Annotated in this window: 23 protein-coding genes; 15 read left to right on the forward strand and 8 right to left on the reverse strand. The window is 74.0% G+C overall.

Translation table 11 applies throughout. From position 1 onward, the window contains the following. Window positions 1–59 precede the first annotated feature (59 nt). Together ACI792_RS17265 and ACI792_RS17270 are read left to right on the forward strand one after the other, a co-directional pair. On the forward strand, window positions 60–2,576 hold the full coding sequence (locus tag ACI792_RS17265; RefSeq protein ID WP_456603676.1) for a transglycosylase domain-containing protein: 2,517 nt from the start codon (window positions 60–62) through the stop codon (window positions 2,574–2,576). 21 nt (window positions 2,577–2,597) lie between these two features. After that, window positions 2,598–4,100 (forward strand): glycosyltransferase family 87 protein, encoded by a 1,503-nt coding sequence (locus ACI792_RS17270; protein WP_456603677.1) that lies wholly within the window; start codon window positions 2,598–2,600, stop codon window positions 4,098–4,100. On the opposite strand, the gene ACI792_RS17275 is transcribed toward ACI792_RS17270, so the two are convergent. Then, window positions 4,080–4,892, reverse strand: coding sequence for a deoxyribonuclease IV (locus ACI792_RS17275; RefSeq protein ID WP_456603678.1), 813 nt, complete (start codon window positions 4,890–4,892; stop codon window positions 4,080–4,082). The two genes, ACI792_RS17270 and ACI792_RS17275, sit on opposite strands and share 21 nt — an antisense overlap. A 123-nt stretch (window positions 4,893–5,015) precedes the next feature. Here ACI792_RS17275 and ACI792_RS17280 point away from each other — a divergent pair, with 123 nt between their 5' ends. From ACI792_RS17280 to dnaB, 6 genes are all read left to right on the forward strand, one after another. Beyond that, window positions 5,016–6,020 carry a hypothetical protein gene (locus tag ACI792_RS17280; RefSeq protein WP_456603679.1) on the forward strand — a complete coding sequence of 335 codons (1,005 nt, stop codon included), beginning with the start codon at window positions 5,016–5,018 and terminating at the stop codon, window positions 6,018–6,020. Between the two features lie 212 nt (window positions 6,021–6,232). After that, entirely contained in the window at window positions 6,233–6,520 is a 288-nt protein-coding gene (gene rpsF, locus ACI792_RS17285; protein WP_456603680.1) for a 30S ribosomal protein S6, read from the forward strand. A 2-nt stretch (window positions 6,521–6,522) separates the two neighbouring features. Further along, window positions 6,523–7,011 (forward strand): single-stranded DNA-binding protein, encoded by a 489-nt coding sequence (locus tag ACI792_RS17290; protein ID WP_456603681.1) that lies wholly within the window; start codon window positions 6,523–6,525, stop codon window positions 7,009–7,011. 103 nt (window positions 7,012–7,114) lie between these two features. Further along, entirely contained in the window at window positions 7,115–7,351 is a 237-nt protein-coding gene (gene rpsR, locus ACI792_RS17295) for a 30S ribosomal protein S18 (RefSeq protein ID WP_014378671.1), read from the forward strand. Between the two features lie 11 nt (window positions 7,352–7,362). Next, window positions 7,363–7,809, forward strand: a complete 447-nt coding sequence (gene rplI, locus ACI792_RS17300; protein WP_456582740.1) for a 50S ribosomal protein L9 — start codon at window positions 7,363–7,365, stop codon at window positions 7,807–7,809. A 766-nt stretch (window positions 7,810–8,575) separates the two neighbouring features. Beyond that, window positions 8,576–9,946: a replicative DNA helicase gene (dnaB, locus tag ACI792_RS17305; RefSeq protein WP_456603682.1), complete on the forward strand. Its 1,371-nt coding sequence runs from the start codon at window positions 8,576–8,578 to the stop codon at window positions 9,944–9,946. Window positions 9,947–10,032: 86 nt separating this feature from the next. Here the strand turns inward: dnaB and ACI792_RS17310 are convergent, their stop codons facing one another. Both ACI792_RS17310 and ACI792_RS17315 read right to left on the reverse strand, forming a co-directional pair. Beyond that, on the reverse strand, window positions 10,033–11,232 hold the full coding sequence (locus tag ACI792_RS17310; protein ID WP_456582742.1) for a fatty acid desaturase family protein: 1,200 nt from the start codon (window positions 11,230–11,232) through the stop codon (window positions 10,033–10,035). A gap of 25 nt (window positions 11,233–11,257) precedes the next feature. Next, window positions 11,258–12,367, reverse strand: a complete 1,110-nt coding sequence (locus ACI792_RS17315) for a ferredoxin reductase (RefSeq protein WP_456603683.1) — start codon at window positions 12,365–12,367, stop codon at window positions 11,258–11,260. Window positions 12,368–12,459: 92 nt separating this feature from the next. Between ACI792_RS17315 and ACI792_RS17320 the strand changes: the two genes are divergently transcribed. From ACI792_RS17320 to ACI792_RS17330, 3 genes are read left to right on the forward strand one after another with little or no spacing between them, the layout of a single operon-like run. Then, complete coding sequence (locus ACI792_RS17320) at window positions 12,460–13,671, forward strand: PucR family transcriptional regulator (RefSeq protein ID WP_456603684.1); 1,212 nt, start codon at window positions 12,460–12,462, stop codon at window positions 13,669–13,671. Beyond that, complete coding sequence (locus tag ACI792_RS17325) at window positions 13,668–15,014, forward strand: CoA transferase (protein WP_456603685.1); 1,347 nt, start codon at window positions 13,668–13,670, stop codon at window positions 15,012–15,014. Before ACI792_RS17320 ends, ACI792_RS17325 begins: the two co-directional genes overlap by 4 nt. 32 nt (window positions 15,015–15,046) lie before the next feature. Continuing rightward, a complete protein-coding gene (locus ACI792_RS17330; protein WP_456603686.1) occupies window positions 15,047–15,934 on the forward strand; it encodes a hypothetical protein in 888 nt (295 codons plus the stop codon). A 106-nt stretch (window positions 15,935–16,040) separates the two neighbouring features. Here the strand turns inward: ACI792_RS17330 and ACI792_RS17335 are convergent, their stop codons facing one another. From ACI792_RS17335 to ACI792_RS17350, 4 genes are all read right to left on the reverse strand, one after another. Beyond that, the gene (locus ACI792_RS17335; RefSeq protein ID WP_456603687.1) at window positions 16,041–16,655 is read right to left on the reverse strand and encodes a class I SAM-dependent methyltransferase; all 615 of its coding nucleotides are present in this window, start codon (window positions 16,653–16,655) and stop codon (window positions 16,041–16,043) included. A gap of 49 nt (window positions 16,656–16,704) precedes the next feature. Further along, complete coding sequence (locus ACI792_RS17340; protein ID WP_456603688.1) at window positions 16,705–18,045, reverse strand: DNA polymerase IV; 1,341 nt, start codon at window positions 18,043–18,045, stop codon at window positions 16,705–16,707. Between the two features lie 151 nt (window positions 18,046–18,196). After that, window positions 18,197–18,541 carry a hypothetical protein gene (locus ACI792_RS17345; RefSeq protein WP_456603689.1) on the reverse strand — a complete coding sequence of 115 codons (345 nt, stop codon included), beginning with the start codon at window positions 18,539–18,541 and terminating at the stop codon, window positions 18,197–18,199. 65 nt (window positions 18,542–18,606) lie between these two features. Further along, on the reverse strand, window positions 18,607–20,181 hold the full coding sequence (locus ACI792_RS17350; RefSeq protein WP_456603690.1) for a helicase: 1,575 nt from the start codon (window positions 20,179–20,181) through the stop codon (window positions 18,607–18,609). A 34-nt stretch (window positions 20,182–20,215) separates the two neighbouring features. Here ACI792_RS17350 and ACI792_RS17355 point away from each other — a divergent pair, with 34 nt between their 5' ends. From ACI792_RS17355 to ACI792_RS17370, 4 genes are all read left to right on the forward strand, one after another. After that, window positions 20,216–20,383, forward strand: a complete 168-nt coding sequence (locus ACI792_RS17355) for a hypothetical protein (RefSeq protein WP_456603691.1) — start codon at window positions 20,216–20,218, stop codon at window positions 20,381–20,383. A 189-nt stretch (window positions 20,384–20,572) separates the two neighbouring features. Then, complete coding sequence (locus ACI792_RS17360) at window positions 20,573–21,820, forward strand: DUF3152 domain-containing protein (RefSeq protein WP_456603692.1); 1,248 nt, start codon at window positions 20,573–20,575, stop codon at window positions 21,818–21,820. Window positions 21,821–21,863: 43 nt separating this feature from the next. After that, window positions 21,864–22,700: an alpha/beta fold hydrolase gene (locus ACI792_RS17365; RefSeq protein ID WP_456603693.1), complete on the forward strand. Its 837-nt coding sequence runs from the start codon at window positions 21,864–21,866 to the stop codon at window positions 22,698–22,700. Further along, a complete protein-coding gene (locus ACI792_RS17370; protein WP_456603694.1) occupies window positions 22,697–23,032 on the forward strand; it encodes a YnfA family protein in 336 nt (111 codons plus the stop codon). Before ACI792_RS17365 ends, ACI792_RS17370 begins: the two co-directional genes overlap by 4 nt. A 25-nt stretch (window positions 23,033–23,057) precedes the next feature. On the opposite strand, the gene ACI792_RS17375 is transcribed toward ACI792_RS17370, so the two are convergent. Further along, window positions 23,058–24,272: a DUF222 domain-containing protein gene (locus ACI792_RS17375; RefSeq protein ID WP_456603695.1), complete on the reverse strand. Its 1,215-nt coding sequence runs from the start codon at window positions 24,270–24,272 to the stop codon at window positions 23,058–23,060. Window positions 24,273–24,389 lie beyond the last annotated feature (117 nt).

Genomic DNA, 24,389 nt, shown 5'->3' on the forward strand with positions numbered 1-24,389 from the left:
CGCTGCGTCCGGGCAGGTGCCCGGCGTCGCCCATGACAGTCCAGGAAAGGGGTGTGCTCGTGCCCAGCCACGACGAGACCTCGCCCGTCGCACCGCGGGCCGGGTCGGTGCGCCGGCCGCCGGCCACCCGTACCCGCAGCACCGGTGGCGGAGGCGGCACCGGGCGTCCCCCGGGCGGGCGCCCGTCGGGCGGCGGTCGCCCGCCCGCCTCGCGCGGCGGCACCACGGCGTCGCGTGGCGGTTCCGGGCGTCCCGCCGCGCGACCGGCCGCGGCCAAGGGCAAGGCGGCGCGCAGCAAGAAGCAGCGCCGCCAGCGCCGGCTGAAGATCACCGCCGCGCTGATGGGCGGGCTGATGGCCCTGCTGTTCGTCTTCGTCGGCGTCGTCTACGCCAGCACCCAGGTGCCCAGCCCCGACTCGGTCTCCACGAAGCAGACCACGGTCATCTACTACTCCGACGGCGTGACCGAGATGGCGCGGCTGGGCGACGAGAACCGCACCAACGTGCCCCTGTCGGCCATCAGCGAGCCGGCGCAGCGCGCGGTGCTCGCGGCCGAGAACCGCAGCTTCTACTCCGACCCGGGCATCTCCTTCACCGGCATCGTGCGCGCCGCCTGGAACAACCTGACCGGTGGCTCCACGCAGGGCGGTTCGACGATCACGCAGCAGTACGTGAAGAACGCCTTCCTGACGCACGACCAGACGTTCAGCCGCAAGTTCCAGGAGCTGTTCCTGGCGATCAAGTTGGACAACAACTTCTCGAAGGAGCAGATCCTCGAGAACTACCTCAACACCATCTACTACGGCCGCGGCGCCTACGGCATCGAGGCGGCGGCGAACACCTACTTCGGCATCCCGGCCGCCGAGCTGACCGCGCAGCAGGCCGCGGTGCTCGCCGTCCTCATCCGGAGCCCCTCCAACTACGACCCGGAGACCAACCCCGAGGGCGCCCAGGACCGCTGGGGTCTGGTGCTCGACGCGATGGTCGAGGAGGGCTGGCTCACGGCGGAGGAGCGCGAGGCCTCGGCGTACCCGCCGGTGCTGCCGAAGACCGACTCCACCCTCGGCATGCCGGAGGGGCCCGAGGGCCACATCGTCCGCCAGGTCACCCAGGAGATGCAGGAGCGGTACCGCTACGACGAGCAGCAGGTCAACGCCGGTGGCCTGCAGATCACGACCACGATCAGCAAGCCGGCGCAGGACGCCGCCGTCGCCGCCGTCCGCGAGGTCACGGCACCGCCGGAGCCGCAGGAGCTGCGGGAGGCCCTCGTGGCCGTCGACCCGCGCAGCGGCGGGGTCGTCGCCTACTACGGCGGCGAGAACGGGGTCGGCACCGACTACGCGCAGGCCAAGCGCCAGCCCGGGTCGTCGGTCAAGCCCTACGTGCTGGCCACCGCCCTGGAGCAGGGCATCGGCATCCAGGCCCGGCGCGACGGCAGCGACGACCAGGAGTTCCCCGACCGGCCGGGGCTGCCGGTGACCAACTCCGGCGGCGCCAGCTGCTCCGCGTGCACGCTCACCGAGGCGATCACGCGGTCGCTCAACACGACCTTCTACGGCCTGGCCTACGAGGTCGGCCCGGAGAACGTGCGCGACACGATCCTCGCGGCCACCGGCCTGCCCGACACGTGGGGCGGCAGCGACTTCTTCGCGGGCAAGACCGTCCTGGCCAACTCCGACGGCCTCACCGGCTCGTCCATCGGCATCGGCGAGTACGAGCTGCGCCCGTTCGACCAGGCGCAGGGGTTCGCGACGCTCGCCGCCGGCGGGGTCTTCCGCGACGCCCACTTCATCGGGAAGGTGACCGACAGCGCGGGCACCGTGCTGGTGGACCAGACGGCGGCCGCCGCCGGCGAGCAGGTCCTGCCGGCCGACGTCGTCAACGACGTCACCGTCGCCCTGAAGGACGTCGCGTCCTACTCGCGCCGGGCGCTGGAGGGCGGCCGAGAGGTCGCCAGCAAGACCGGCACCCAGGGGCAGGGCGAGAACAACTCCGACGCGTGGATGGTCGGGTACACCCCCTCCATCGCGACCGCGGTCTGGGTGGGCAACGACTCCCCCAGCGACCCGATCGTCGACTCCCGCGGGCGGATCATCTACGGCTCGGGGCTGCCCGGTGCCATCTGGCAGCGGTTCATGGACGCGGCGCTCGCCGGTACCCCCGAGGAGGACCTGCCGGACCGGGCGCTGATCAAGGGCGACAGCGGCGAGGGCGTGCCCGCGCCCACGACGGAGGCCCCCGCTCCGGTGGAGACCCCGGCCGCGCCGTCGTCGCCGAGTCCGTCCAGGCCGAGCTTCCCGGACGCCAACGGCAACGGCGTGGACGACCGCACGGAGTTCCCGGACCGGAACGGCAACGGCATCGACGACCGCACGGAGTTCCCGGACGCCAACGGCAACGGTGTGGACGACCGCACGGAGTTCCCGGACGCCAACGGCAACGGCGTGGACGACCGCACCGAGCAGCCTCAGTTCCCGGACCAGAACGGCAACGGCATCGACGACCGCACCGAGCGGACGACACCGCCTTCAGCCGGCGGCACACCCGGCCCCGTCGTCCCGCCGCCCGTCGACTGACCGATCACGCACACTGCTCGCATGAGCAGCACCCCCACGGGCCCGTCCGCCACCGCGGACGGGCCCGTGCTGGTTCCACGTGGAACCCAGCCGCCGTCCGCACCGGACCGCGTGGTGCCGTCCTGGACCGACCCCGTGGTGCGGCAGGCCAGCGAGGCCGTCGGGGGGCCGTGGGGCCGCTTCGCCGTCACCGGCCGGGCCCTGTTCTGGACGCCGCTGCGGGTGTGCCTCCTCTTCGCCACCCTGGCGCTCGCGGTCGCCTGGGTGAAGCAGGCGCCCTGCGCCGACGGGAACTGGGCCGGCTCGGTCCAGTACACGCACTTCTGCTACTCCGACACGGTGCCGCTGTTCGGGCTGCACGGCCTGGCCGACGGCGCGATCCCCTACCTGGACTCCGCCGTCGAGTACCCCGTGCTCACCGGCGGCTTCATGGCCCTCGCGGCCGCCGTCGCCGCCGGGTACGACCGCGCCGCGACGGCATCGGGCCTGCTGCCCGAGGTCGCGCCGGTGCTCAGCTACTACGTGGTGACCTGCCTGCTGCTCACCATCTGCGCGCTCCTCGTGGTGCGGGCCACCCTCGCGCTGGCCGGCCGCCGCCCGTGGGACGCGGCCATGATCGGGCTGTCCCCGCTGCTGGTGGTGCACGCCTTCACGAACTGGGACCTGCTGGCCGTCGCGCTCGCCACCTTCGGCATGTGGGCCTGGGCGAGGCACCGCCCGGTGCTCGCCGGCGTCCTGCTGGGCCTCGGCGTCGCCGCGAAGCTCTACCCGGCGTTGCTGCTCGCCGCGCTGCTGCTGCTCTGCCTGCGGGCCGGACGGCTGGCCGTGTGGGCGAGGACGGCGGCCGCCGCGGCGCTGACCTGGGTCGTGGTCAACCTCCCCGTCGCGGTGCTCGCACCGGAGAACTGGTCCCGCTTCTTCACCCTCAACAGGACGCGCCCGGCCGACCCCGACTCGCTGTGGAACATCGCCCTGCACGTGGCCGGGGACCAGCTGCTCGACGGCCCGCTGGCCGAGGGGCAGACGCCCACGGTGCTCAACGCGGCGGTCGCGGTCGTGCTCCTCGCCGCGCTCGGCGCGGTGGCCTGGCTGACGCTGGCCGCGCCGGTGCGGCCGCGGGTCGCCCAGATCGCGTTCCTGCTGGTCGCGGTCTTCCTGCTCACCAACAAGGTGTGGAGCCCGCAGTACTCGCTGTGGCTGCTCCCGCTCGCGGTGCTCGCCCGGCCCCGGTGGCGCTCGCTCCTGGCCTGGCAGGCCACCGAGGCGCTGCTCTGGGTGCCGCGCCTGCTCTGGTACCTGGGGACGGACAACCGAGGCATCGACGTGGAGTGGTTCTTCCTCGCCGTGACGCTCCGCGACGCAGCCGTCCTCGTCCTCGTGGCGCTGGTGGTGCGCGACGTCCTCCATCCCGACCGGGACGTCGTCCGCACCAGCTGGCCGGGGGTGGACGATCCGGCCGGCGGACCACTGGACCACGCCCCCGACCGGCGGGTGCTCCGGCGGTCAGCCGAGGGCGTCGCGTAGCAGCGCGATCTCGGCCGCGTGGCCGGCGGCGTCGCCGGGCGTCTCGAGGACCACCGGGCAGCCCGCCGCCCGCGCGACCTCCACCAGCACCTCGGCCGGGATCTCGCCGCCGGTCAGGGGCGCGTGCCGGTCGCGGCCGGACCCCGCCGGGTCGCGGCTGTTGTTCAGGTGCAGCAGGTCGATCCGGCCGGTCACCGCCCGGACGGCGTCGACGACGGTGCCGAGGTCCCAGCCGGCGGCCCAGCCGTGGCAGGTGTCCAGCACGAAACCGGCCCCGAACTCGCCGACGGCCTCCCACAGGCGGCCCAGCGCGTCCAGGTCGCGGGCCATCGCGTTGCCGCCGCCCGCGGTGTTCTCGATGAGCACCGGCACCGGGAAGCCCCCCTGCTCGGCCTGGCGGGAGAAGGTCTTGCGCCAGTTGTCCACCCCGACCGCGGGGTCGACGCCGGCCAGGACGTGCCCGCCGTGCACGACCAGGCCCCGGGCGCCGATCTCCGCGGCGGCCCGGGCGTGCTTGCCCAGCATCGTCCGGCTGGGGATGCGGATGCGGTTGTTCGTCGTCGCCACGTTGAGGACGTAGGGGGCGTGGACGTAGACGGCGACGTCCGAGCCCCGCAGCTCGTCGGCGTCGGGCCGGGGCCCGGGCGCCTTCCAACCCTGCGGGTCGCCGAGGAAGACCTGCACGGCGTCGGCGTCCACCTCCGCGGCACGGGCCAGCGGGCCGCCCCGGTCGAGGTCGCCGTCGTCGGCGAGGCCGGCGCCCACGTGTACGCCGATCGGGTGACCACCCATGCTGACCTCCCGTTTCCCGTGGATTTCCAGCTTGCCCGTATCGCGCGCGTCACATCATCGTTGTGGCTGTGACGGCGGTTACCCGCCGGTAGCACTGGGGCGTCGACGTGGAGGTAGCAGAGCATGGCAACGGGTCGCATCGGTCGCACGGCCCGCCGGGGCATCGCCGTGGCGGTCCTGGGCTGGCTGGGCGTGGCGGCGGCCTCGGTGGCGGCCCCCGTCGCCACCGCCGCCCCGACGGCGACCGTGCCGATCCGGGACCTGACCCAGCTCGTGGTCTCGGTCGACCAGGGCGGGGCGGTGACCTTCGTCAACGAGCTGCAGGACAGGACGGTGCAGGTGGGCGGTGGTGGGCTGCTGCCCTCGCTGATCAGCGTCACCGCCAGCACCGAGGTCACGCTCACCCTGCCGTCGGGGCAGCGGGAGCTCGCACCCGGCGCCGGCCACACCGAGCGCTTCGACCGCAGCTGCGTCGCCGGCTGCTGGCTGGCCTTCAGCTACTCGCTGGAGTCCGGCGCCGCGCTCACCCAACCCCTGGTCGACGCCACGACCGCGCTCCTGCCGCCGCTGCCCCGGCCCCAGCCCCTCGTGGTGAACACGCTCCTGCCGCTGCCGAACGTGCCCGGCGTCAACCTGCCCCAGCTGCCGCCGGTGACGCTGCCGGCCGCCCCGCCCCCGTCGGCCCCGAAGCCCGCACCGGCGCCGCAGCCACCGGCCACCGGGCAGCCGACCCCGGACGCCGCCCCGGCGCCGCAGGACGTGCCGGGCGACCAGTACACGTACGAGACCGGCTCCGGCGGGGCCGCGCAGCTCCTCCCCGGGGCCCGGGCCTCCGCCGCGGCGCTCGACCCGACCCGATCCGTGGCCCCCGGCCGGTCCGGGAGCGGCGGTGAGCGCGACGGCTCCGGCGGTGTCACCGGCACCTACGACGGCGCCACCGTCCCCGAGTTCGGGCAGCTGGCCGGCCTCAGCACGCCGGCGCCGGGCGCGGACGGGGACGGCGAGGCGGTCGCCTCCGGGGCGCAGCCGGTCACGCTGCCCGCCGCGGCGCTCGCTGCCGTCGTCGCGCTGGCCACGGTCACCGCCGCGCTGGTGCGCACCCTGCAGGCGGCCCGCGGGTCCCGCTGACGTCGGCCCCGTCCCGGGGGTCCCGCCCGAGCTCGCGAGGCGTCGGGAGGGGCGGGGTCCTCGGTCTGTGGGCAGCGCCTGGCCCGCCGGACCGGGCCGCTGGTAGCCTGGCGGCAGCGCGTTCCGGCTCCTGCCGGGGCGCGCGACGCGTGTACGACCCTCCTGCTGCAGATTCCCTGCAGCCGCGAAGACCAGAGGAGGTGGGGTTCTCCGTGCGTCACTACGAACTGATGGTCATTCTCGACCCCGACCTGGAGGAGCGCACGATCGCTCCCTCGCTCGACCGGTTCCTGACCGTCGTCACCAACTCCGGTGGCACCGTCAAGACCGAGATCTGGGGCCGTCGCCGCATGGCCTACGAGATCAAGAAGCACGTCGAGGGCATCTACGCCATCGTCGACATCCAGGCCGAGCCGGCCGCGGTGGCCGAGCTCGACCGGCAGCTGAACCTCAACGAGTCGGTCCTGCGCACGAAGCTGATGCGGCCCGAGGTCCACTGACCATGGCCGGCGAGACCGTCATCACCGTCATCGGCAACCTGACCGCCGATCCGGAGCTGCGCTTCACGCCGTCGGGCGCTGCCGTCGCGAACTTCACCGTGGCCTCCACGCCGCGGACCTTCGACCGCCAGTCGCAGGAGTGGAAGGACGGCGAGGCGCTCTTCCTCCGCTGCAACGTCTGGCGGCAGGCTGCGGAGAACGTGGCCGAGTCGCTGACCCGCGGGTCGCGGGTGATCGTGAGCGGTCGTCTGAAGCAGCGCTCGTTCGAGACGAAGGAAGGCGAGAAGCGCACCGTCGTCGAGCTCGAGGTCGACGAGATCGGCCCCTCGCTGCGCTACGCCACGGCCAAGGTCACCCGCGCCTCGCGCGGTGAGGGCGGCGGCGGTGGCGGCGGCTTCGGCGGCGGCGGTGGCGGCGGTTTCGGCGGCGGCGGTGGCGCGAGCGACCCGTGGTCGACCCCCGCCGGTCCGTCCGACGAGCCGCCCTTCTGACAGGACCTCCTCGCCCCCACACCTGGCTCCGCTCGGTGTGGGCCCCTGCGAGGAGGCCGTTCCATTCCCTCGATGTTCCTGATCTGACTACTGGAGAACTCCGGTGCCCAAGCCCCCTGTTCGCAAGCCCAAGAAGAAGGTCTGCCAGTTCTGCAAGGACAAGGCGACCTACGTCGACTACAAGGACACGACCCTGCTGCGGAAGTTCATCTCCGACCGCGGCAAGATCCGTGCCCGCCGCGTCAGCGGCAACTGCAGCCAGCACCAGCGGGACGTCGCCACGGCCGTGAAGAACAGCCGTGAGATGGCCCTGCTGCCCTACACCTCGACGGCGCGCTGATCGTGAGCACGATGAAGCTGATCCTGACGCAGGAGGTCACCGGTCTCGGGTCCTCCGGCGACACCGTCGAGGTCAAGGGTGGCTACGGTCGCAACTACCTCCTCCCGCGCGGGCTGGCCATCGCGGCCACCCGGGGTGCGGAGAAGCAGGTCGAGTCCCTGCGCCGGGCGCGTGCCGCCCGCGAGGTGGCCTCGCACGAGGAGGCGCAGGCCGTGGCCGGCCGCCTGTCCGGGCTGACCGTCCGGGTGCCGGCGCGCGCCGGTGACGGCGGCCGCCTGTTCGGCCGGGTCACCACCGCCGACGTCGCCGCCGCCGTCACGGCCGCCGGCGGGCCGGAGCTCGACCGTCGCCGGATTGAGCTGCCCAGCAGCATCAAGACCACGGGTCAGCACACCGTCACCGTGCGGGTGCACCCCGAGGTCACGGCGCCGCTGACCATCGAGGTCGTCGCGAGCTGATCGGTCGCTGTCCCGCACGGGGACAGCACCGCCCACGAGGGGCGTCGGACGGGAGTCCGGCGCCCCTCGTGGCGTCTCCGGGTCCGGCGGTCGGGCCGACGTGGTCGGCGTGGTCCGACGTCGTGCCGATTCTGCGGACGATCGGCGGCTCGGGGGTCGAGCGCTGCCGGGGCGGTCGAGCGCTCCCAGGGCGGCCGCACGCCCGCGCGGGGTGTCCTCCCGCCCACCCGGTGCTCCGGGGCCCGTGCGGCCGCTCTGGGGGCGATGACGCCGGTGGTGCGTCGTGGCTCCCGCCGCCCACGGGGGCCCCGGCAGCCGGTCGGCGTCTCCGGGTGTGGCCGCTCCCCGGGGACCCCCGAGCAGGCCCCTGACCGCGCCGGTCACCGCTGTGACTCGTGGTGCGACGCCGGGATATTTCTTCCGATGTTTTCTCCGTCCACATCCGGTGCACGGCGTCCGTGCAGGTCAGCCGGGGTGGACCGGTCGGCGCGCGGTGACTGTCCCCCGACTCCTCCACATGTCGACACGCCTCCGTCCACCGACTTGTCCACAAGTTGTGCAGATCGGCGTGCACACCGGTGGTGGACGTGGCCTCCGCGGCTTCCTAACGTCCTGTCCGGCCCCCGAGCGGACGACGGATTGTCGGTCCCCTCCGGTAGGCAGGAGCCGAACACGTGTTCGGCACGGCGCCGTCCGCCGAGCTCGCGTACTTCCCCTGCGCGCGGTGGTGATGCGGGCGCGCCCGCAAGGAGATGGAGGTACCCCCGTGGCGGTGGCCGACGAGTTCAGCCGACCGTCCGCGACGGCGCCGGAGTACGACCGGCAGCCACCGCAGGACGTAGCGGCGGAGCAGTCGGTGCTCGGCGGCATGCTGCTGAGCAAGGACGCGATCGCCGACGTCGTGGAGGTCTTGCACGGCAACGACTTCTACCGGCCGGCGCACCAGGTGATCTTCGACTGCATCCTGGATCTCTACGGGCGCGGCGAACCGGCGGACGCGATCACCGTCGCGGCGGAGCTGAACCGGACCGACCAGCTGTCGAAGATGGGCGGCGCTGTCTACCTGCACACGCTCATCCAGTCGACGCCGACGGCGGCGAACGCCGGCTACTACGCCGCGATCGTCGCCGAGCAGGCGGTGCTGCGCCGCCTGGTGGAGGCCGGCACCCGGGTCGTTCAGCTCGGCTACGGCGCAGCCGGCGGCAAGGGCGACGTCGACGACATCGTGGACCGCGCCCAGCAGGAGATCTACGACGTCACCGAGAAGCGCATGAGCGAGGACTACTCGCGCCTCGAGGACGTGCTCCAGCCGACGATGGACGAGCTGGACGCGATCGCCTCCCGCGGTGGCACCGCGCGCGGCGTCCCCACCGGCATCCGCGACCTCGACGAGCTCACCAACGGTCTGCAGGCCGGCCAGATGGTCGTCATCGCGGCCAGGCCTGGGGTGGGCAAGTCGACCCTGGGACTCGACATCGCGCGGTCGGCGACGGTGAAGCACCAGATGCCGGCGGTGATCTTCTCGCTGGAGATGAGCAAGCACGAGATCACCATGCGTCTGCTCTCGGCCGAGGCGAAGGTGCCGCTGCACCACATGCGCGCCGGCACGCTCTCCGACGAGGACTGGGCCAAGCTGGCCCGCCGCATGGGCGAGGTGGCCGACGCCCCCCTCTACATCGACGACTCACCGAACATGACGATGATGGAGATCCGGGCCAAGGCGCGGCGGCTCAAGCAGCGCAACGACCTCAAGCTCGTGGTCATCGACTACCTCCAGCTGATGACCTCGGGCAAGCGGGTCGAGAGCCGCCAGCAGGAGGTCTCGGAGTTCTCCCGTGCGCTGAAGCTGCTGGCCAAGGAGCTCGAGGTCCCGGTCATCGCGATGTCGCAGCTGAACCGTGGCTCGGAGCAGCGGCAGGACAAGAAGCCGATGCTGTCGGACCTCCGTGAGTCCGGCTCGATCGAGCAGGACGCCGACATGGTCATGATGATCCACCGCGAGGACATGTACGAGAAGGAGTCCCCGCGGGCCGGCGAGGCGGACATCATGCTGGTCAAGCACCGCAACGGCCCGACCGCCAACGTCACCGTCGCCTTCCAGGGCCACTACAGCCGCTTCGTCGACATGGCCAACTGAGCAGACCCAGGTCGAGCGACGGCTGAACGCCAGAGGCCCAGAACCGTATCGGTTCTGGGCCTCTGCCGTTCAGCGGCGCCGCTTGATCAGGCGGCGGCCTTCTGCTGCAGCGCGCGGCGGACCTTGGGCCCGCCGGTGGTCATCTTGTACAGCTTGGCCAGCTGCGCCGGGGCGTTCTTCGGCGTCGTCTCGGCCAGCCAGCCGTTGGGCAGCGAGAGCCGGATGACCTTGTGCCACGCGCTCGCGACCTGCTTGTACAGCGGGGCGGAGTGGTAGCTCAGGCCGTAGCGGTCGAAGATCTCCTTCACCCGCGGGGCGATCTCGGCGTACCGGTTGCTGGGGATGTCGGGGAACAGGTGGTGCTCCACCTGGTGCGACAGGTTCCCGGTCATGATGTGCATGGCCTTGCTGCCGGAGATGTTCGCCGAGCCCAGCATCTGGCGGACGTACCACTCACCGCGGGTCTCGCCCTCGATCGAGGTCTTCTCGAAGGTCTCGACGCCCTCGGGGAAGTGCCCGCACATGATCACCGAGTGCGACCAGAGGTTGCGCACCACGTTGGCCGTGAAGTTCGCCGCCAGGGTCGGTACGAACGACGGGCCCGACAGCAGCGGGTGGACGACGTAGTCCTTGGCGGCCTGGTTGCGGATCTTCTTCAGGACCTGCTTGGCGGCGGCGCGGAACGCGGGGTCCTTGCGACGCTTCTTGGTGGCCAGGTTCTTGCCCAGCTCCAGGTCGTACGCCGCGATGCCGTACTCGAAGAAGCAGGCGTTGATGAAGTTCCAGAGCGGCTGCGCCAGGTACATCGGGTGCCACTTCTGGTCCTCGTCGACGCGCATGATGCCGTAGCCGAGGTCGTTGTCCTTGCCGATCACGTTCGTGTACGTGTGGTGCAGCTCGTTGTGCGAGTGCTTCCACTGCTCGGCGGGGCTGGCCATGTCCCACTCCCACGTCGTGGAGTGGATCTTCGGGTCGCGCATCCAGTCCCACTGACCGTGCAGGATGTTGTGCCCGATCTCCATGTTCTCGAGGATCTTGGCGACCGACAGCCCCGCGGTCCCGAGCACCCAGGCCGGCGGGAACTTCGAGAACAGCAGGACGGCGCGGCTGCCGAGCTCCAGCTTGCGCTGGACGTCGATGACCGTGCGGATGTACTTGGCGTCGTCCTCCCCGAGGCTGTCGCGCACCTCCTGGCGGATGGTGTCGAGCTCCTTGCCGATGAGCTCGATGTCCTCGGGGGTGAGGCGCTCGATCGGGTTGTCGGGCTTCTTCTGGATGACGGTCATGGGGAGCTCCTCTGCTCGGGCTCGGTCAGTGGTCGATGTCGCAGGCGCCGGCGGCGGCGCTGACGCAGGTCTGGATGAGGACGCCGTCACCGACGTCCTCGGCGGTGGTGATCTCGCCGTTGCGCAGGTCGCGGACCGCGCCCGCCCGCATGGGGAGCACGCAGCCGTAGCAGATGCCCATGCGGCACCCGCTCGGCATGAGGACGCCGGCCTCCTCGGCGGCGTCGAGGATCGGCGTGGCACCGTCTGCCTCGAGGGTGGTCCCGTTCTTGGTGAAGGTGACCGTGCCGCCCTCGCCGGTGACGAGGATCCGCGGGCGGAAGCGCTCGGTGTAGAGCCGGTCGGCGATGCCCACCGAGGCCCAGTGCTCCTCCAGCGCCTCCAGCATGCCCACCGGGCCGCAGGCCCAGGTGGCGCGCTCGTGCAGGTCGGGCACCAGCTCGGCGATCGACCGGGCGTCGAGCATCCCGGCGCTGTCGGTGTGCTGCTCGATCAGCCGGATCCGGCCCTCGGCGGCCAGCTGCCGCAGCTCTGCACCGAAGACGACGTCGTCGGCGGTGGGCGCGGAGTGGACCAGCACGGTGTCGGCCAGGCGGTCGACCGAGTTGCGCAGGATGCCCATGACCGGGGTGATGCCGGAGCCGGCGGTGACGAACAGCGCCTTGGCGGGCACCTGCTCGGGCAGGCAGAACTCACCGGTGGCCTGGTCCAGCTGGACGATCGTGCCCGGCTTCACGCGGCGCACCAGGTGGTTGCTCACCTTGCCGTCCGGGATCGCCTTCACGGTGATGGTGAAGCAGCCATCGGCCCGGCCGAGCACCGAGGTGATCGAGTAGGCGCGCCACTGGCGGACGCCGTCGATGTCGATACCGATGCGCACGTACTGGCCCGGGACGTGCGGCAGCCAGTCGCGACCGGGGCGGATCACGATGGTCGCGGCGTCGCGGGTCTCCCGCTGGACGGCCTCGATCCGGCCGCGCAGGGCGGCTCCTGAGCGGAGCGGGTCGAACAGGTCCAGGTAGTCGACCGGCAGCAGCGGGGTGGTCACCAGCTCGGCGAGCTTGAACACCCTGTCCCGCAGCGCCGTGCGCGACGGCGTGCGAGCCGCGGCGGGGCGCGGAGCGGTGGCTGTCATGCACTTAGCTTTCCCAGTCCACCTGCCAAATACCTGTGCCGCTGACGTGAATCGGGCGGTAGCTTCTGTTCCCGGAGAACAAAGGAGGCACGATGTCGCTGGACGCCGCACCGTTCCCGGAGGCCGTGGCGGCGGCGATGCGCACCGAGCTGCCCGCGGTCGCCGAGCGCGCCGTCGAGGAGATCATCGTGGCCGTCCCGGGCTACGCCGACGCCTTCCTCGGTCCCATGGGACGCAAGATCTCCACCGCGGTCGAGCTGGCGCTGCGGGGTTTCCTCCAGCTGGCCGCCGTCGGGGGCAACGTGGACGCCGGCACGCCGGGCGGCCCGGTCGTCGAGGCGGCCTACGCCCTGGGCCGCGGCGAGGCGCGCAGCGGCCGCTCGATGGACGCGCTGCTGGCCGCCTACCGGGTCGGCGCGCGGGTGTCGTGGCGGGACATGAGCGCCACCGCCGTCCGCGCGGGCCTGGACCCCATGTCGCTGGCCCGGTTCGCCGAGCTCGTCTTCGCCTACATCGACCAGCTCTCCGCCGCGAGCGTCGCCGGGCACGCCGACGAGCTGGCCTCCAGCGGCCGGGTGCGCCAGCGCCAGCTGGAGCGGCTGGCGCGGGGCCTGCTCATCGGCAGCCCGCACAGGGAGCTGGCCGAGATGGCGGAGCGGGCGGAGTGGACCCCGCCGCGCACGCTGACCGTCGTGCTGCTGCCCGAGGGCAGGGTCCGCGGGGTGATGGTCTCCCTCGACCCGCGCACGCTCGTGACCGCCGAGGACCTGCCCGGGCTGGATCCCGCCGAGGAGCTGGCGGCGCTGCTCGTGCCGGATGCCGAGGGCGCGGCGCGAGGGGCGCTGCTGCGCGGCCTGGCCGGCCGCCGGGCGGTGGTCGGGCCCGCCCGGCCCTGGTGGGGCGCCCAGGCCTCCTACGGCCGCGTGGTGCGCGCCCTCCGCCTGGGCATGGCAGCGGTCGAGGACGCGCCCCTGGACACCGACGCCCGGCTCGCCGAGCTGGTGCTGCGGGCCGACGAGGAGGCGCTGGCCGACCTGCGGGTGCGGGCGCTGGCCCCGCTGGAGGAGGTGGGGGAGAGCGCCCGGGAGAAGCTGACCGAGACGCTGCGCTCCTGGCTGCTGCACCACGGCCGGCGCGACCAGGTCGCCGCGGCGCTGTTCGTGCACCCGCAGACCGTGCGCTACCGGATGACCCAGCTGCGCCAGCTCTACGGCCCCCGGCTGGAGGACCCGCGGACGGTGCTGGAGCTCACCGTCGCGCTCGGCGTCGCGCCGGCGCCCCCGGCGCCCGGTGGGCCGGGGTGACCCTCGGGTCGGGCGCGGCCCGGCTGGTCGAGGAGGTGCGGACGGCGGTCGGCGCCGACCGGGACGACGTGGCGCCGGTGGTGCACGGGCGCACCGGCCTGGCCGGCCCCCTGGACGTCCCGGGGCTCGCGGTAGGTGCGGTCGCCGCCCAGCTGCTCGCCGCCCGAGCGCTCGACGACGATGCGCTCGACGACGGTGCGCTCGACGACGGTGCGCCGGCCCGGGTCCGGATCGACGCCGGGCACGTCGCCGCCTCCTTCGCCGGCGAGCGGCACGTCAGGTTTCACGGGAAACCGGCCGGTGGCGGATTCGCCCCGCTGTCGCGCTTCTGGCGGACCGCCGACGGCTGGGTGCGGCTGCACGGCAACTACCCGCGCCACCGCGCCGCCGTCCGCGTGGTGCTCGGCGAGGAGGTGGCGTCGGCCGCGCTGGAGTGGCGCGCCGAGGAGCTGGAGACGGCGGTGGTGGCGGCCGGCGGTGCGGCGGCCGCCGTCCGGAGCGCGGCGGCCTGGGCCGCGCACCCGCAGGCGGCGGCGCTGCACGGGCAGCCGCTGGTGGTGGTGACCCGGGCGGCGGAGCACCCGGGACGCCGGGTGCGCCTCCGCGGGTTGCGGGTGCTCGACCTGACCCGCGTCATCGCCGGCCCCGTCGCCACGCGGGCACTGGCCGCGCAGGGTGCGGACGTCCTCCGGGTCGACTCCCCGCGCGCACCCGACGACCCGGGGCTGCTGCTCGACACCGGCGCGGGCAAGCGGCACGTGCTGCTCGACCTCGCGCACCGGCACGACCGCGGCCGGGTGGAGGAGCTGCTGGCCGGGGCCGACGTCGTCGTCCAGGGATACCGGCCGGGCGCGCTCGACGCGCACGGTCTCGATCCCGGGTCGCTGGCCGGGCGCCACCCGCACCTGGTGGTCGCCCGCCTGTCGGCGTGGGGCACCCGCGGGCCGTGGGGGAGCCGCCGGGGGTTCGACTCGCTGGTCCAGGCGGCGACCGGCATCGCCGTGCTCTACGGCGACGGCGGCGCGCCCGGTGCGCTGCCCGTGCAGGCGCTCGACCACGCGACCGGGCACCTGGCCGCGGCCGCCGTCCTCGGCCTGCTGCGTCGCCAGCGCGACGAGGGAGGCGGCTGGTGCGCCGAGCTCTCCCTCGCCGCCACGGCGCACCACCTGCTCGCGGCGGGGCCGGCCGACGAACCACCGGGGCCGGCACCGGACCCGGGGCCGTGGCTGGTCGAGCTCCCGTCGCCGGCCGGACCGGTGACCGTCGTCGCGCCACCGGGTGCACCTGCACGGCCGACAGGGGCACTGCTGCCGCCCCACGCCCGGCCGCGCTGGCTCCCCTGACGACCCGGCCGCCGATCCGCCAGGCTGACGCGGTGACCGTCGACCTGACCGCCGCCGCAGGGTTCCTCGCCAGCGCCGGGCGGGTGCTGGACCGCCGCCGCTTCGAGTTCCTGTTCGACGGGGGGCCGCTGGAGCCGGTGCTCGCCGCCGTCGAGGGCTACCGCAACGCCGACGGTGGCTACGGGTGGGGGCTCGAGCCGGACCTGCGCTCGGCCACCAGCCAGCCCGGCGGAGCGCTGCACGCGCTCGAGGTGTTCGCCGACGTCACGCCGGCCACCACGGCGCAGGCCCGCGAGCTCTGCGACTGGCTCGCGGCGGCGAGCCTGCCCGACGGCGGACTGCCCTTCGCACTGCCGGTCCCCGATCCGGCCGCCTGCGCCCCGTTCTGGACCGGCGCCGACCCGACCCGGTCGTCGCTGCAGATCACCGCCGTCGTCGCCGCGACCGCGCACCAGGTCGCCGCAGGCGATCCGGCCGTGGCCCGGCACCCGTGGCTGGACCGGGCGACCGGCTACTGCCTCGACGCCGTCGGTGAGGTGGACGGCGGCACCCACGCCATGGAGCTGGCCTTCGCGGTCCGGTTCCTCGACGCCGTCGCCGCGGCCCGGCCGGAGGCGGCGGGCCTGGTGGAGCGGCTGTCCGCCTTCGTCCCGGACGACGGCCGGCTGCACGTGGCCGGGGGCGCCGTCGACGAGTACATGCGGCCGCTGGATTTCGCGCCCCTGCCCGGCGGCCCGGCGCGGACCCTGTTCGCCCCCGGCGTCGTGGACGCCGAGCTCGACCGGCTGGCGGAGGGGCAGCAGGCCGACGGCGGGTGGGCGGTGGACTTCGGCAGCTTCTCCCCCGCGGCCGCGCTGGAGTGGCGCGGCCACCGCACGGTGCAGGCGCTTGTGCTCCTGCGGGCCAACGGGCGGCTCTGAGCGCCCCGGAGGCACACGCCATCCGCCGGGCGGCCGGCGTGCGAACACCGGTACGCCGTGCGGTTCGCCGATGACCCTGATGGGCCGCACGGCGCCCCTGGTGAGGTCAGGCGGGGCGCAGCAGCGCGACCAGGAACTCCGAGTCGGGCGTGAACGGCCGCAGGTCCCAGGTCGAGAGCAGCAGGTCGGGCGCCCAGCCGGCCGCCTGCGCGTCGGCGAGGAACTCGTCGAAGTCGTAGCCGCGTCCGGCACCGAAACCGATCGCCGCCCGGCCCTCGGGGGCGACGTGGGCGCGCAACCGCCGCAGCACTGCCCCGCGGGTCGACGGCGCGAGGAACGCCATGACGTTCCCGGCGCTCACGATCGCATCGAAGGGCTCGTCGATGCCCCGGGCCGGCAGGTCGAGCTCGGCGAGGTCGCCGACCAGCCACCGCGGGCCCGGGTGGTCCTTCTCGGCCGCCGCGATGAGCACCGGGTCGACGTCGACCCCCACCACCCGGTGGCCCACCTCGTGCAGGTGCCCGCCGACCCGCCCGGGGCCGCACCCGGCGTCCAGGACCCGCGATCCGCGGGGCAGCATCGCGTCGACCAGCCGCGCCTCACCGACCAGGTCCATCCCCTGCTCGGCGAGCGTGCGGAACCGCTGCACGTAGGCCGCCGAGTGGGAGGGGTCCTCCTCGGTCAGGCGGATCCAGGCGCTGGGTTCGGGACGTGCGGCCATGGAGCCGTTCTACAGGTGGGGGTGCCCGGTGCGCAGGACCGGGCGGGTGTCACGCGGGAGGTCTCCAGTCGGGCGGGTCGGTGGGCTGCAGCGCCGGGTCGTCGGCGGCCAGCGTGCGCACCGGCCCGGGCGGCGTCAACGGCCCCTCGAAGCGCACCGTCACCCGGCCCAGGCCCCGGCCCCACACCCAGCCGGCGCCGAGTTCCTCGTGCCGCACGTCCTGGCCGGGCCACCACCGCTTCTCGACCGGCAGCGGCGGCTCCGCGGTCGCCTGCGGTTCGGGCGCCGCGGCCTCCTCGCCGGTCTCGTCGTCCTCGGCGGTGAAGAGATCGCCCTGCGCGTAGAGGGAGAGCCCGGAGACCCCGACGCCGAGCAGCCGCAGCCCGCCGCTGGTGCCGGCCTCGGTGAGCAGCCGTCGGGCGGTGGCGCCGATCAGCCGGGCGTCGTCGGTCGGCTGCGGCAGCGTCTGCGAGCGGGTGATCGTGGTGAAGTCGTACCGGCGGAGCTTCAGCGTGACCGTGCGCCCCGAGTAGGCCGACGCGCGGAGCCGGTTCCCCACCCGGGCCGCCATCGAGTCGATCTCGCGGTTCAGCACGGCGAGGTCGGTGAGATCCCGCTCGAAGGTCTCCTCGTGCGACACCGACTTCACCTCCCGGTCGGGGACGACGGCGCGGTCGTCCTCGGCGCGGGCCAGGGCGTGCAGCCCCGCGCCGTGCGCGCGGCCCGCCAGCGCCACCAGGTCCGGGAGCGACTTGGCGGCGAGGTCGCCCACCGTCCGCACGCCGACCTGGTGCAGCCGCTCCGCCGTCGCCGGGCCGACGCCGCCGAGCCGGGTGACCGGCAGCGGATGCAGGAGGTCGAGCTCGCCGCCCGGGGGCACGACGACGAGGCCGTCGGGTTTCTCGAGGTCGGAGGCGATCTTGGCCATCAGCTTCGAGCTCCCGATGCCGACCGACCCCGTGACCCCGCCGGTGGCCGCGGCGATGCGCTCCTTGAGCGTCTCGGCCAGTTCCGTCACACCGGAAACCGAGAGGTCGTGCCCGGGTCCCGCGGCGAGGTCGACGTACGCCTCGTCGATCGAGACGGGTTCCACCAGGGGCGAGAGCTCGCGCAGCAGATCCATGACGACGTCGGAGGTGCGGCGGTAGGCGGCGAACCGGCCGCCGAGGAAGGCGGTGCCCGCGGGGCAGCGCCGGCGGGCCTCCGCCGTGGACATCGCCGAGCGCGCGCCGTACGCCCGCGCCTCGTAGGAGGCGGTGGCGACGACGCCCCGGCCGCCCACGCCGCCGACGACGACCGGCCGGCCGCGCAGCGAGGGCTTGTCCCGCTGCTCGACCGCGGCGAAGAAGGCGTCGAGGTCCAGGTGCAGGATGCTCGCCTCCCGCCTCATGCCACCGATGATCGCCCGTCGCGCCCCGCGGCAGGCGGATGACCCTCCGGGGCAGGGACGGCGGCGGGGCCGATCCGGTCCCGGCGGCGCGAGCGGGCCACGGTGCCGCGGAGCCGGTGGTGCCCTTCCCCCGGTGCCCGGGTCGGCGGGCTCACGGGCGCTGGCCGCTCCGGAGAGCGGCCCGGGCTCCGAGGTGTGACAGCCCGGCGGTCGCCGTCCATGCCGTGCCGAGAGCGGCGGCCGCACCGGCGACGACCGTGGGCGCCCATGACGGCTCCTGGTGGACGACGTCACCGGTGGCCGGGTCCGTCCACGTGCAGGCGACCCCGAGGGGCAGCGCTGATGCGGTGACCCGGACCTGCCACGTCTCGTACGGCGGGCTGTACGGCGCTCCCCGCGACGAGCAGGCCTCGTGGCGGCCGTCGCCGAGCGCCGGCGCCCACGCCACGGCGAGGGTGCCCAGGGTGAGCAGGGACGCGAGCGCGAGAACGGCCATCCCGGGACGGGCGGGCACCCGCCACCGCCTCGGGTTCCGCCCGTCCAGGACCACCTCCGCCGCCCTCAGCCCTCGGTGAGGGCGGCGGCGGGCAGCCAGTCGGCGTCGAGCAGTTCGGCGATCTCCCGCAGCGAGGAGGTGTCCGCGCCGGCCGTGGAGCCGCTCACCGCGAGCCGCTCCACCATCACCCGCGCGACCTGCTCCTCCACCGTGTCGGCGGCGAAGGCCACCCGCCACGGCGAGGAGCGCCCGTCGCGGTGGGTGCGCCCGGTGACCTGCCGGGCCTGGATGCCGGAGAAGCGCGGCTGGTGGAACAGCCCCACGCGCGGGATCTCCGAGGCCGTGGAACCGTCGGGCAGCAGCTCCCCGGCGTGCAGGCTCATCGACGCCGTGACGGTGAAGACGCAGACCGCGGCGTCCCCCCGCTGGAAGCGCAGCCGTTCGGCCTCGACGTCGAACCGGTCGCGGCCGTAGATCCCGGCCACCGGGATCCCCGCGTCGAGCAAGGCCTGACGGATCGGGTCGGCCGCCGTCTCCACGAACTCCACCGACACCGCGACCTGCCGCTCGGCCTCGACCTGCGCCTTGATCCAGTCGACCGTGGCCTGCACACGGATCAGCCCGGCCTTCTGGCGGAACCGGAGCAGGGCGGCCCGGCCTCGCGCGGTCTGCCGGCTGCGCCGCGCCAGGCGCATCTCGGCCCGGAACTCCGACCACTCCGCCTCGTACTGCGTCCGCTCGGCCGGGGTGAGCAGCACCGGGGTGCCGGTCACCGACACCGGCCCCCAAGGCGCGGGACGGTGCAGCGTGGCCGGCGGGTCTGCGTCGGCGAGCCAGGACTGCAGGCGGGCCAGGTCCGCTCGGCGCGCGTCGGCGTCCTCGGTCCACTGCCAGCCGTAGCGGCCACGTTCCACGTGGAACGTGTGCCGCTCCAGCGCCTTCGGGAGGTCGGCCCACTCCTTGATCGACTCCCCGTGCCGGGCGGCGAACTCGGGCGCCAGGTAGGGCAGTTCCAGCGGCGTGTGCGCCGGCGTCGCGGTCGCGGCGAGCACGTACGGGGTGTCCTTGACCCGGGCGGCGCCGGAGACGGCCTTCCAGTGCCTCCAGCGCTGGGTGGTCGTGTGCCGCACCATGTGCGCCTCGTCGGCGACGACGACGTCGAACCGCAGCCTGGCCACCTTGCCCAGTCGATCCCAGGTGGTGACGCACCAGCGCAGCCCGCCGTCGCCGAACCCGGCGATGGAGCGGGCCCAGTGCGGGATGGTGATGGCGGCCGGTCGGTCGGCGATGACCAGCACCGTGCGCACCGGTCGCTGCGCGGCGATCTCGTGCACCGCCAGGATCGCGGTCCCGGTCTTGCCCACGCCCGGGTCGTCGCCGAGGAGGAAGACCCGCCCGCCCGCGGCGGCGTGCGCGGCGACGACGGCGGCGCCCTCCTCCTGCTGGGGGCGCGGGACGAGCGCGGGGGTGACCGGCAGCGGACGCGGCGCCTCGTTCAGCTCGTCCTCGAGGAAGCGCTCGAGGCTGTAGGCGGGCGGGTCGTACGGCGCGAGCTCGGGCGGGAGCGCCCGGCCGACCCACACGTGCGCCTGCAGCCCGGGGTGCCAGACGGCTCCCGGAGCCGGGGCGCGGAAGGGCACGGCGAGCACCCACACCCGTTCGCCCGGACCGGCCGTGGGCAGCTCGGGAGCGGTCTTCTTCGGCGCCGGCCTCCGCGGGGAGGCCTTCCGGGTCGCCGTCGTCCGGCGCGTGCGCGTGCTGCCGCCCGTGCTGCGGCTGCTGCCCGCGCTCCGGCGTCGTCCTGGCATGGCCACCCCCCCCGTCGATCCTCCGGCACCGTAGAGGCCGGGGGTGACGGCCCCGGGCAGGCGGCCAGCGCGCCGTCCTCGGATCGTCACGCGATCGACATGCCACCGGGCTGCCCGGATGCGGTAGACCGGTCGGTGACAGCAGCCGGCGCTCGATCGGTCTCCCGTCGTCCGCCGGTCCGGATGCGACGCCTGGGCAGCGATGCCCGCGCGGGAGGACCCGATGACCAGAGCCCTGCGTCTCCTGCTCGCCGCTCTCGTCGCCGTGGCGGCCGTGGTGCTGCAGCCCGCCGTCGCCTCGGCCGCGGAGCGGACCGTGACCTACACGGTGTCCACGCGCGGCACGGTCGTCGGCGACCTGGGCCACTTCGCCACCGTGGCGCGCGATGCGCTCAACGACCCGCGAGGGTGGAGTCTCGGTGGCACCGTGGCGTTCGAGCAGGTGGGCTCGGGCAGCGAGTTCGACCTCATCCTGGCGTCGCCGTCCGTGATCGCCGCCGCCTCCCCGGGATGCAGCGCCCAGTGGAGCTGCCGGGTGGGGCGCTCGGTCTACATCAACGACGAGCGGTGGCGCTTCGGCACGGCGTCGTGGCCGCACGGCATCGACACCTACCAGCGCTACGTCATCAACCACGAGGTCGGGCACTGGATCGGCTTGGGGCACACCGACTGCCCCACCGCCGGCCGGACGGCGTGGGTGATGCAGCAGCAGTCGATCTCCCTGCAGAGCTGCCGGGCCAACGTGTGGCCCGTCATCGCCGAGCGCGAGCGGGCGGGCTCCCTGCTGGGGGTCTCCGTCGGCTGGTCGGCGATCGAGGCGCACTACCGGGCTCTGGGCCAGGAGGGCGGGATCCTGGGTGTGCCGGTGGACTGGGAGCAGCGCTCGCCGGACGGCGTCGGCGCGTATCAGAACTTCGCCCGCCCGGCGACGATCTACTGGAGTCCGGCGACGGGGGCGCACGAGATCTACGGGGCCATCCGCGGGCACTACGGGTCGCTGGGCTACGAGCTCGGGGTGCTGGGCTACCCGACGACCGGCGAACGCGGCTCACCGGACGGCGTCGGGCGGTACCAGAACTTCTCGCGCCCGGGGACCATCTACTTCACGCCGGCGACGGGGGCGCACGAGATCTACGGCGCGATCCGGGGGCACTACGGGTCGCTGGCGTACGAGCTGGGTCCGCTGGGCTACCCGATCACCGGCGAGCGGGGCTCACCGGACGGGGTGGGCCGGTACCAGAACTTCTCCCGGCCTGGCGGTGCCTCGATCTACTTCACGCCGAGCACGGGGGCGCACGAGGTCTACGGGCCGATCTGGTCCCGCTGGGGGGAGACCGGCTGGGAGCTGGGACAGCTCGGCTACCCGGTGAGCGGTGTCTACGACGTCGCCGGCGGCAGCCGGACGGACTTCGAGGGCGGTCACATCACCCTGGACGACGCGACCGGCGAGACCGAGGTCGTGTTCGACTGACCGCGGAGCCGCACGGCACCGCACGCTCTGGTGGAATCGCCGGGTGACGGAGAACGCCGAGGAAGCCCTGCACGCCCGGACGCTGGGCGAGGCCGGCCCGCGCGTGGTGTTCGTCCACGGTCTGTTCGGCCAGGGCAAGAACTGGACGACGATCGCCAAGGGCCTGGCCGACGACCACCGGGTGACCCTCCTGGACCTGCCCAACCACGGCCACTCCCCGTGGACCGAGCGGGTGGACTACGTGGACATGGCCGAGATGGTCGCGGCCGAGCTGGAGTCGTTCGGCGAGCCGGCCACGCTCGTCGGGCATTCCATGGGCGGCAAGGTCGCGATGCAGCTGGCGCTGCGCCGGCCGGAGCTGCTGCGGGCGCTCGTCGTGGTCGACATCGCACCGGTCGAGTACCCGCTGCAGGGTGGCCGCACCGAGGACCCCGACGAGGAGGCCTCGCCGTTCGCCGCGTTCATCGCCGCGATGCGGGCGGTGGACCTGGAGGCGCTGGAGTCCCGCGCCGACGCCGAGGCCGCCCTGCGTGCCGCCGTCCCCAGCCGGATGGTGCGCAGCTTCCTGCTGCAGAGCCTGAGCCGGGAGGAGGAGGGCGACGGCTGGCACTGGCGGCTGAACCTCGAGCTCCTCGAGCGGGACCTCGGCGAGCTGCGCGGCTTCCCCGAGCCCCCGCCCGGCGCGACCTTCGACGGACCGGTGCTCTGGATCGCCGGGGCGAACTCGCACTACGTGCTCCCGGAGGACCGGCCGCACATGGATGCGATCTTCCCGTCCACGCGCCTGGTGAAGGTGAAGAACGCCGGGCACTGGGTGCACTCCGAGCAGCCCGACATCTTCCTCGCGACGCTGCGTCGGTTCCTCGAGGCGGTGGAGTGACCGTCACCCGGTCGCTCCTGCTGTTCGCGCTGGCGGCGGTCGCCGAGATCGGCGGTGCCTGGCTCGTCTGGCAGGGGGTGCGTGAGCACCGCGGCTGGCTGTGGATCGGCGCGGGGGTGATCGCGCTCGGCCTGTACGGGTTCGTCGCGACGCTGCAGCCCGACGCCCACTTCGGCCGGATCCTCGCCGCCTACGGCGGTGTCTTCGTGGCGGGTTCGCTGGCCTGGGGCATGGTCGTCGACGGGTTCCGCCCCGACCGCTACGACGTCGCGGGCGCGCTGATCTGCCTCGTCGGCGTCGCGGTGATCATGTACGCCCCGCGGGGCGCATAGCGGTCAGCGGGGTGCCGCCGGTGGGTCAGGGGCCGGCGCGGCTGAGGATCTCGGTGCCGTCGGGCCGGTAGGTGCGCCACTGGCTCGTGCCGGGATCCCGGCGGAGGGTGAAGCCGCCTTCGTGGCAGCTGGTGTGGTGCCGTTCGCAGAGCAGCGCCCCGTTGTCGCAGCTCGTCGGCCCGCCGTGCGCCCAGTGGACGACGTGGTGGACGTCGCACCACTCCGGCGGGGCGTCGCAGCCGGCGAAGACGCAGTGCCCGTCGCGGACCTCGACGGCCCGGCGGATCGCCGCCGACGCGGTCCGCTGCGCGCGCCCGACGTCCAGCGGCAGCCCGTCGGGGCCGGTGATGACGCGGGCGACGCCGGCGTCGCAGGCCAGCCGGCGTGCCGTCTCGGGGTTGATGGGACCGGCCCAGCCCAGGGATCCGCCGGCCACGCCGGGTGCGCCGCGGGCGGCGCACAGGGCGAACCAGTCGATCGTCACGCGCACGTGCGGCCGTTCACCGCGGACGTCGGGGAGCAAGCCGCCGTCGAGAGCCCCGCGAGCCAGCGCGACCAGCGCATCGGCCTGCCGCTCGGCGTGGGAGCGGAGGTCACCGGCGGGGCGGTCGCCGTTCATGAGTGCGGTGAGCGCGCTGTGCAGGTACTCACCGCCGACGGCATCGAGGTCACCGCGCAGGTGCACCCGCCCGTCGAGCCCCGACGCCATGGTGAACCGGCGGCGGACGTCGGCGGCGTCGTCCAGGGTCCCGTCGGGATCCACCCCGGCGACCCACTCCTTGACGCCCCGAGCGGTCTCGTTCGGGGCGGTGGCCCGGGCCAGGTCGGCCAGGATGCCGTCGGTCTCGCCGAGGTCGATACCGATCTCGGCGGCCTTGGCGATCCGGCCAGGCGTCATGGCCTTCGTGATCGCCCGGGCATGCGCCGCACTGATCGCCCCGGCTGCGAACGCTGCCGCGGTCTCTGGGAGCTGTTCGAGCCGCCGGCCCGTCGAGACCGTCGTCGTGGCTTGCTCGGGGGCCATGCGGCAGCTACCCCGCAGCCAAGCCTTCATGGAGACGGCGCCGTCGCGGCGGTAGGCCTCCCGGCGATCGGCCGCGCGCACGGCGGTGGTCAGCGACGCGGTGACCCGGTTGACCGCGGTGCTCAGCTCACCGACCAGGTCCAGCAGCGTGTCATCCGACAGCCCGCCCAGGTCGATCGACGCCAGCTCGTCCAGGGCAGAACGCAGCTCGGACACCGGCTGCCTCCCTCCCGCCAGGACCTCCTCCGACACCCCGACACTAGGCCGGGGGTACGACAGAAACCGCAGGTCAGAAGGTGTGTGCCGCTCACGCGCCTCGTCCGGGCGCTCCCC

This window comes from Blastococcus sp. SYSU DS0669 (assembly GCF_054050895.1).

Excerpts from the sequence above, each read along its gene's own strand:
- ACI792_RS17320 (WP_456603684.1), top strand. The coding sequence starts at position 12,460 with ATGTCGCTGGACGCCGCACCGTTCCCGGAGGCCGTGGCGGCGGCGATG.
- ACI792_RS17270 (WP_456603677.1), top strand. The coding sequence starts at position 2,598 with ATGAGCAGCACCCCCACGGGCCCGTCCGCCACCGCGGACGGGCCCGTG.
- ACI792_RS17315 (WP_456603683.1), bottom strand. The coding sequence starts at position 12,367 with ATGACAGCCACCGCTCCGCGCCCCGCCGCGGCTCGCACGCCGTCGCGC.
- ACI792_RS17290 (WP_456603681.1), top strand. The coding sequence starts at position 6,523 with ATGGCCGGCGAGACCGTCATCACCGTCATCGGCAACCTGACCGCCGAT.
- ACI792_RS17275 (WP_456603678.1), bottom strand. The coding sequence starts at position 4,892 with ATGGGTGGTCACCCGATCGGCGTACACGTGGGCGCCGGCCTCGCCGAC.
- ACI792_RS17345 (WP_456603689.1), bottom strand. The coding sequence starts at position 18,541 with ATGGCCGTTCTCGCGCTCGCGTCCCTGCTCACCCTGGGCACCCTCGCC.
- ACI792_RS17360 (WP_456603692.1), top strand. The coding sequence starts at position 20,573 with ATGACCAGAGCCCTGCGTCTCCTGCTCGCCGCTCTCGTCGCCGTGGCG.
- rplI (WP_456582740.1), top strand. The coding sequence starts at position 7,363 with ATGAAGCTGATCCTGACGCAGGAGGTCACCGGTCTCGGGTCCTCCGGC.
- ACI792_RS17340 (WP_456603688.1), bottom strand. The coding sequence starts at position 18,045 with ATGAGGCGGGAGGCGAGCATCCTGCACCTGGACCTCGACGCCTTCTTC.
- ACI792_RS17310 (WP_456582742.1), bottom strand. The coding sequence starts at position 11,232 with ATGACCGTCATCCAGAAGAAGCCCGACAACCCGATCGAGCGCCTCACC.
- ACI792_RS17280 (WP_456603679.1), top strand. The coding sequence starts at position 5,016 with ATGGCAACGGGTCGCATCGGTCGCACGGCCCGCCGGGGCATCGCCGTG.
- ACI792_RS17335 (WP_456603687.1), bottom strand. The coding sequence starts at position 16,655 with ATGGCCGCACGTCCCGAACCCAGCGCCTGGATCCGCCTGACCGAGGAG.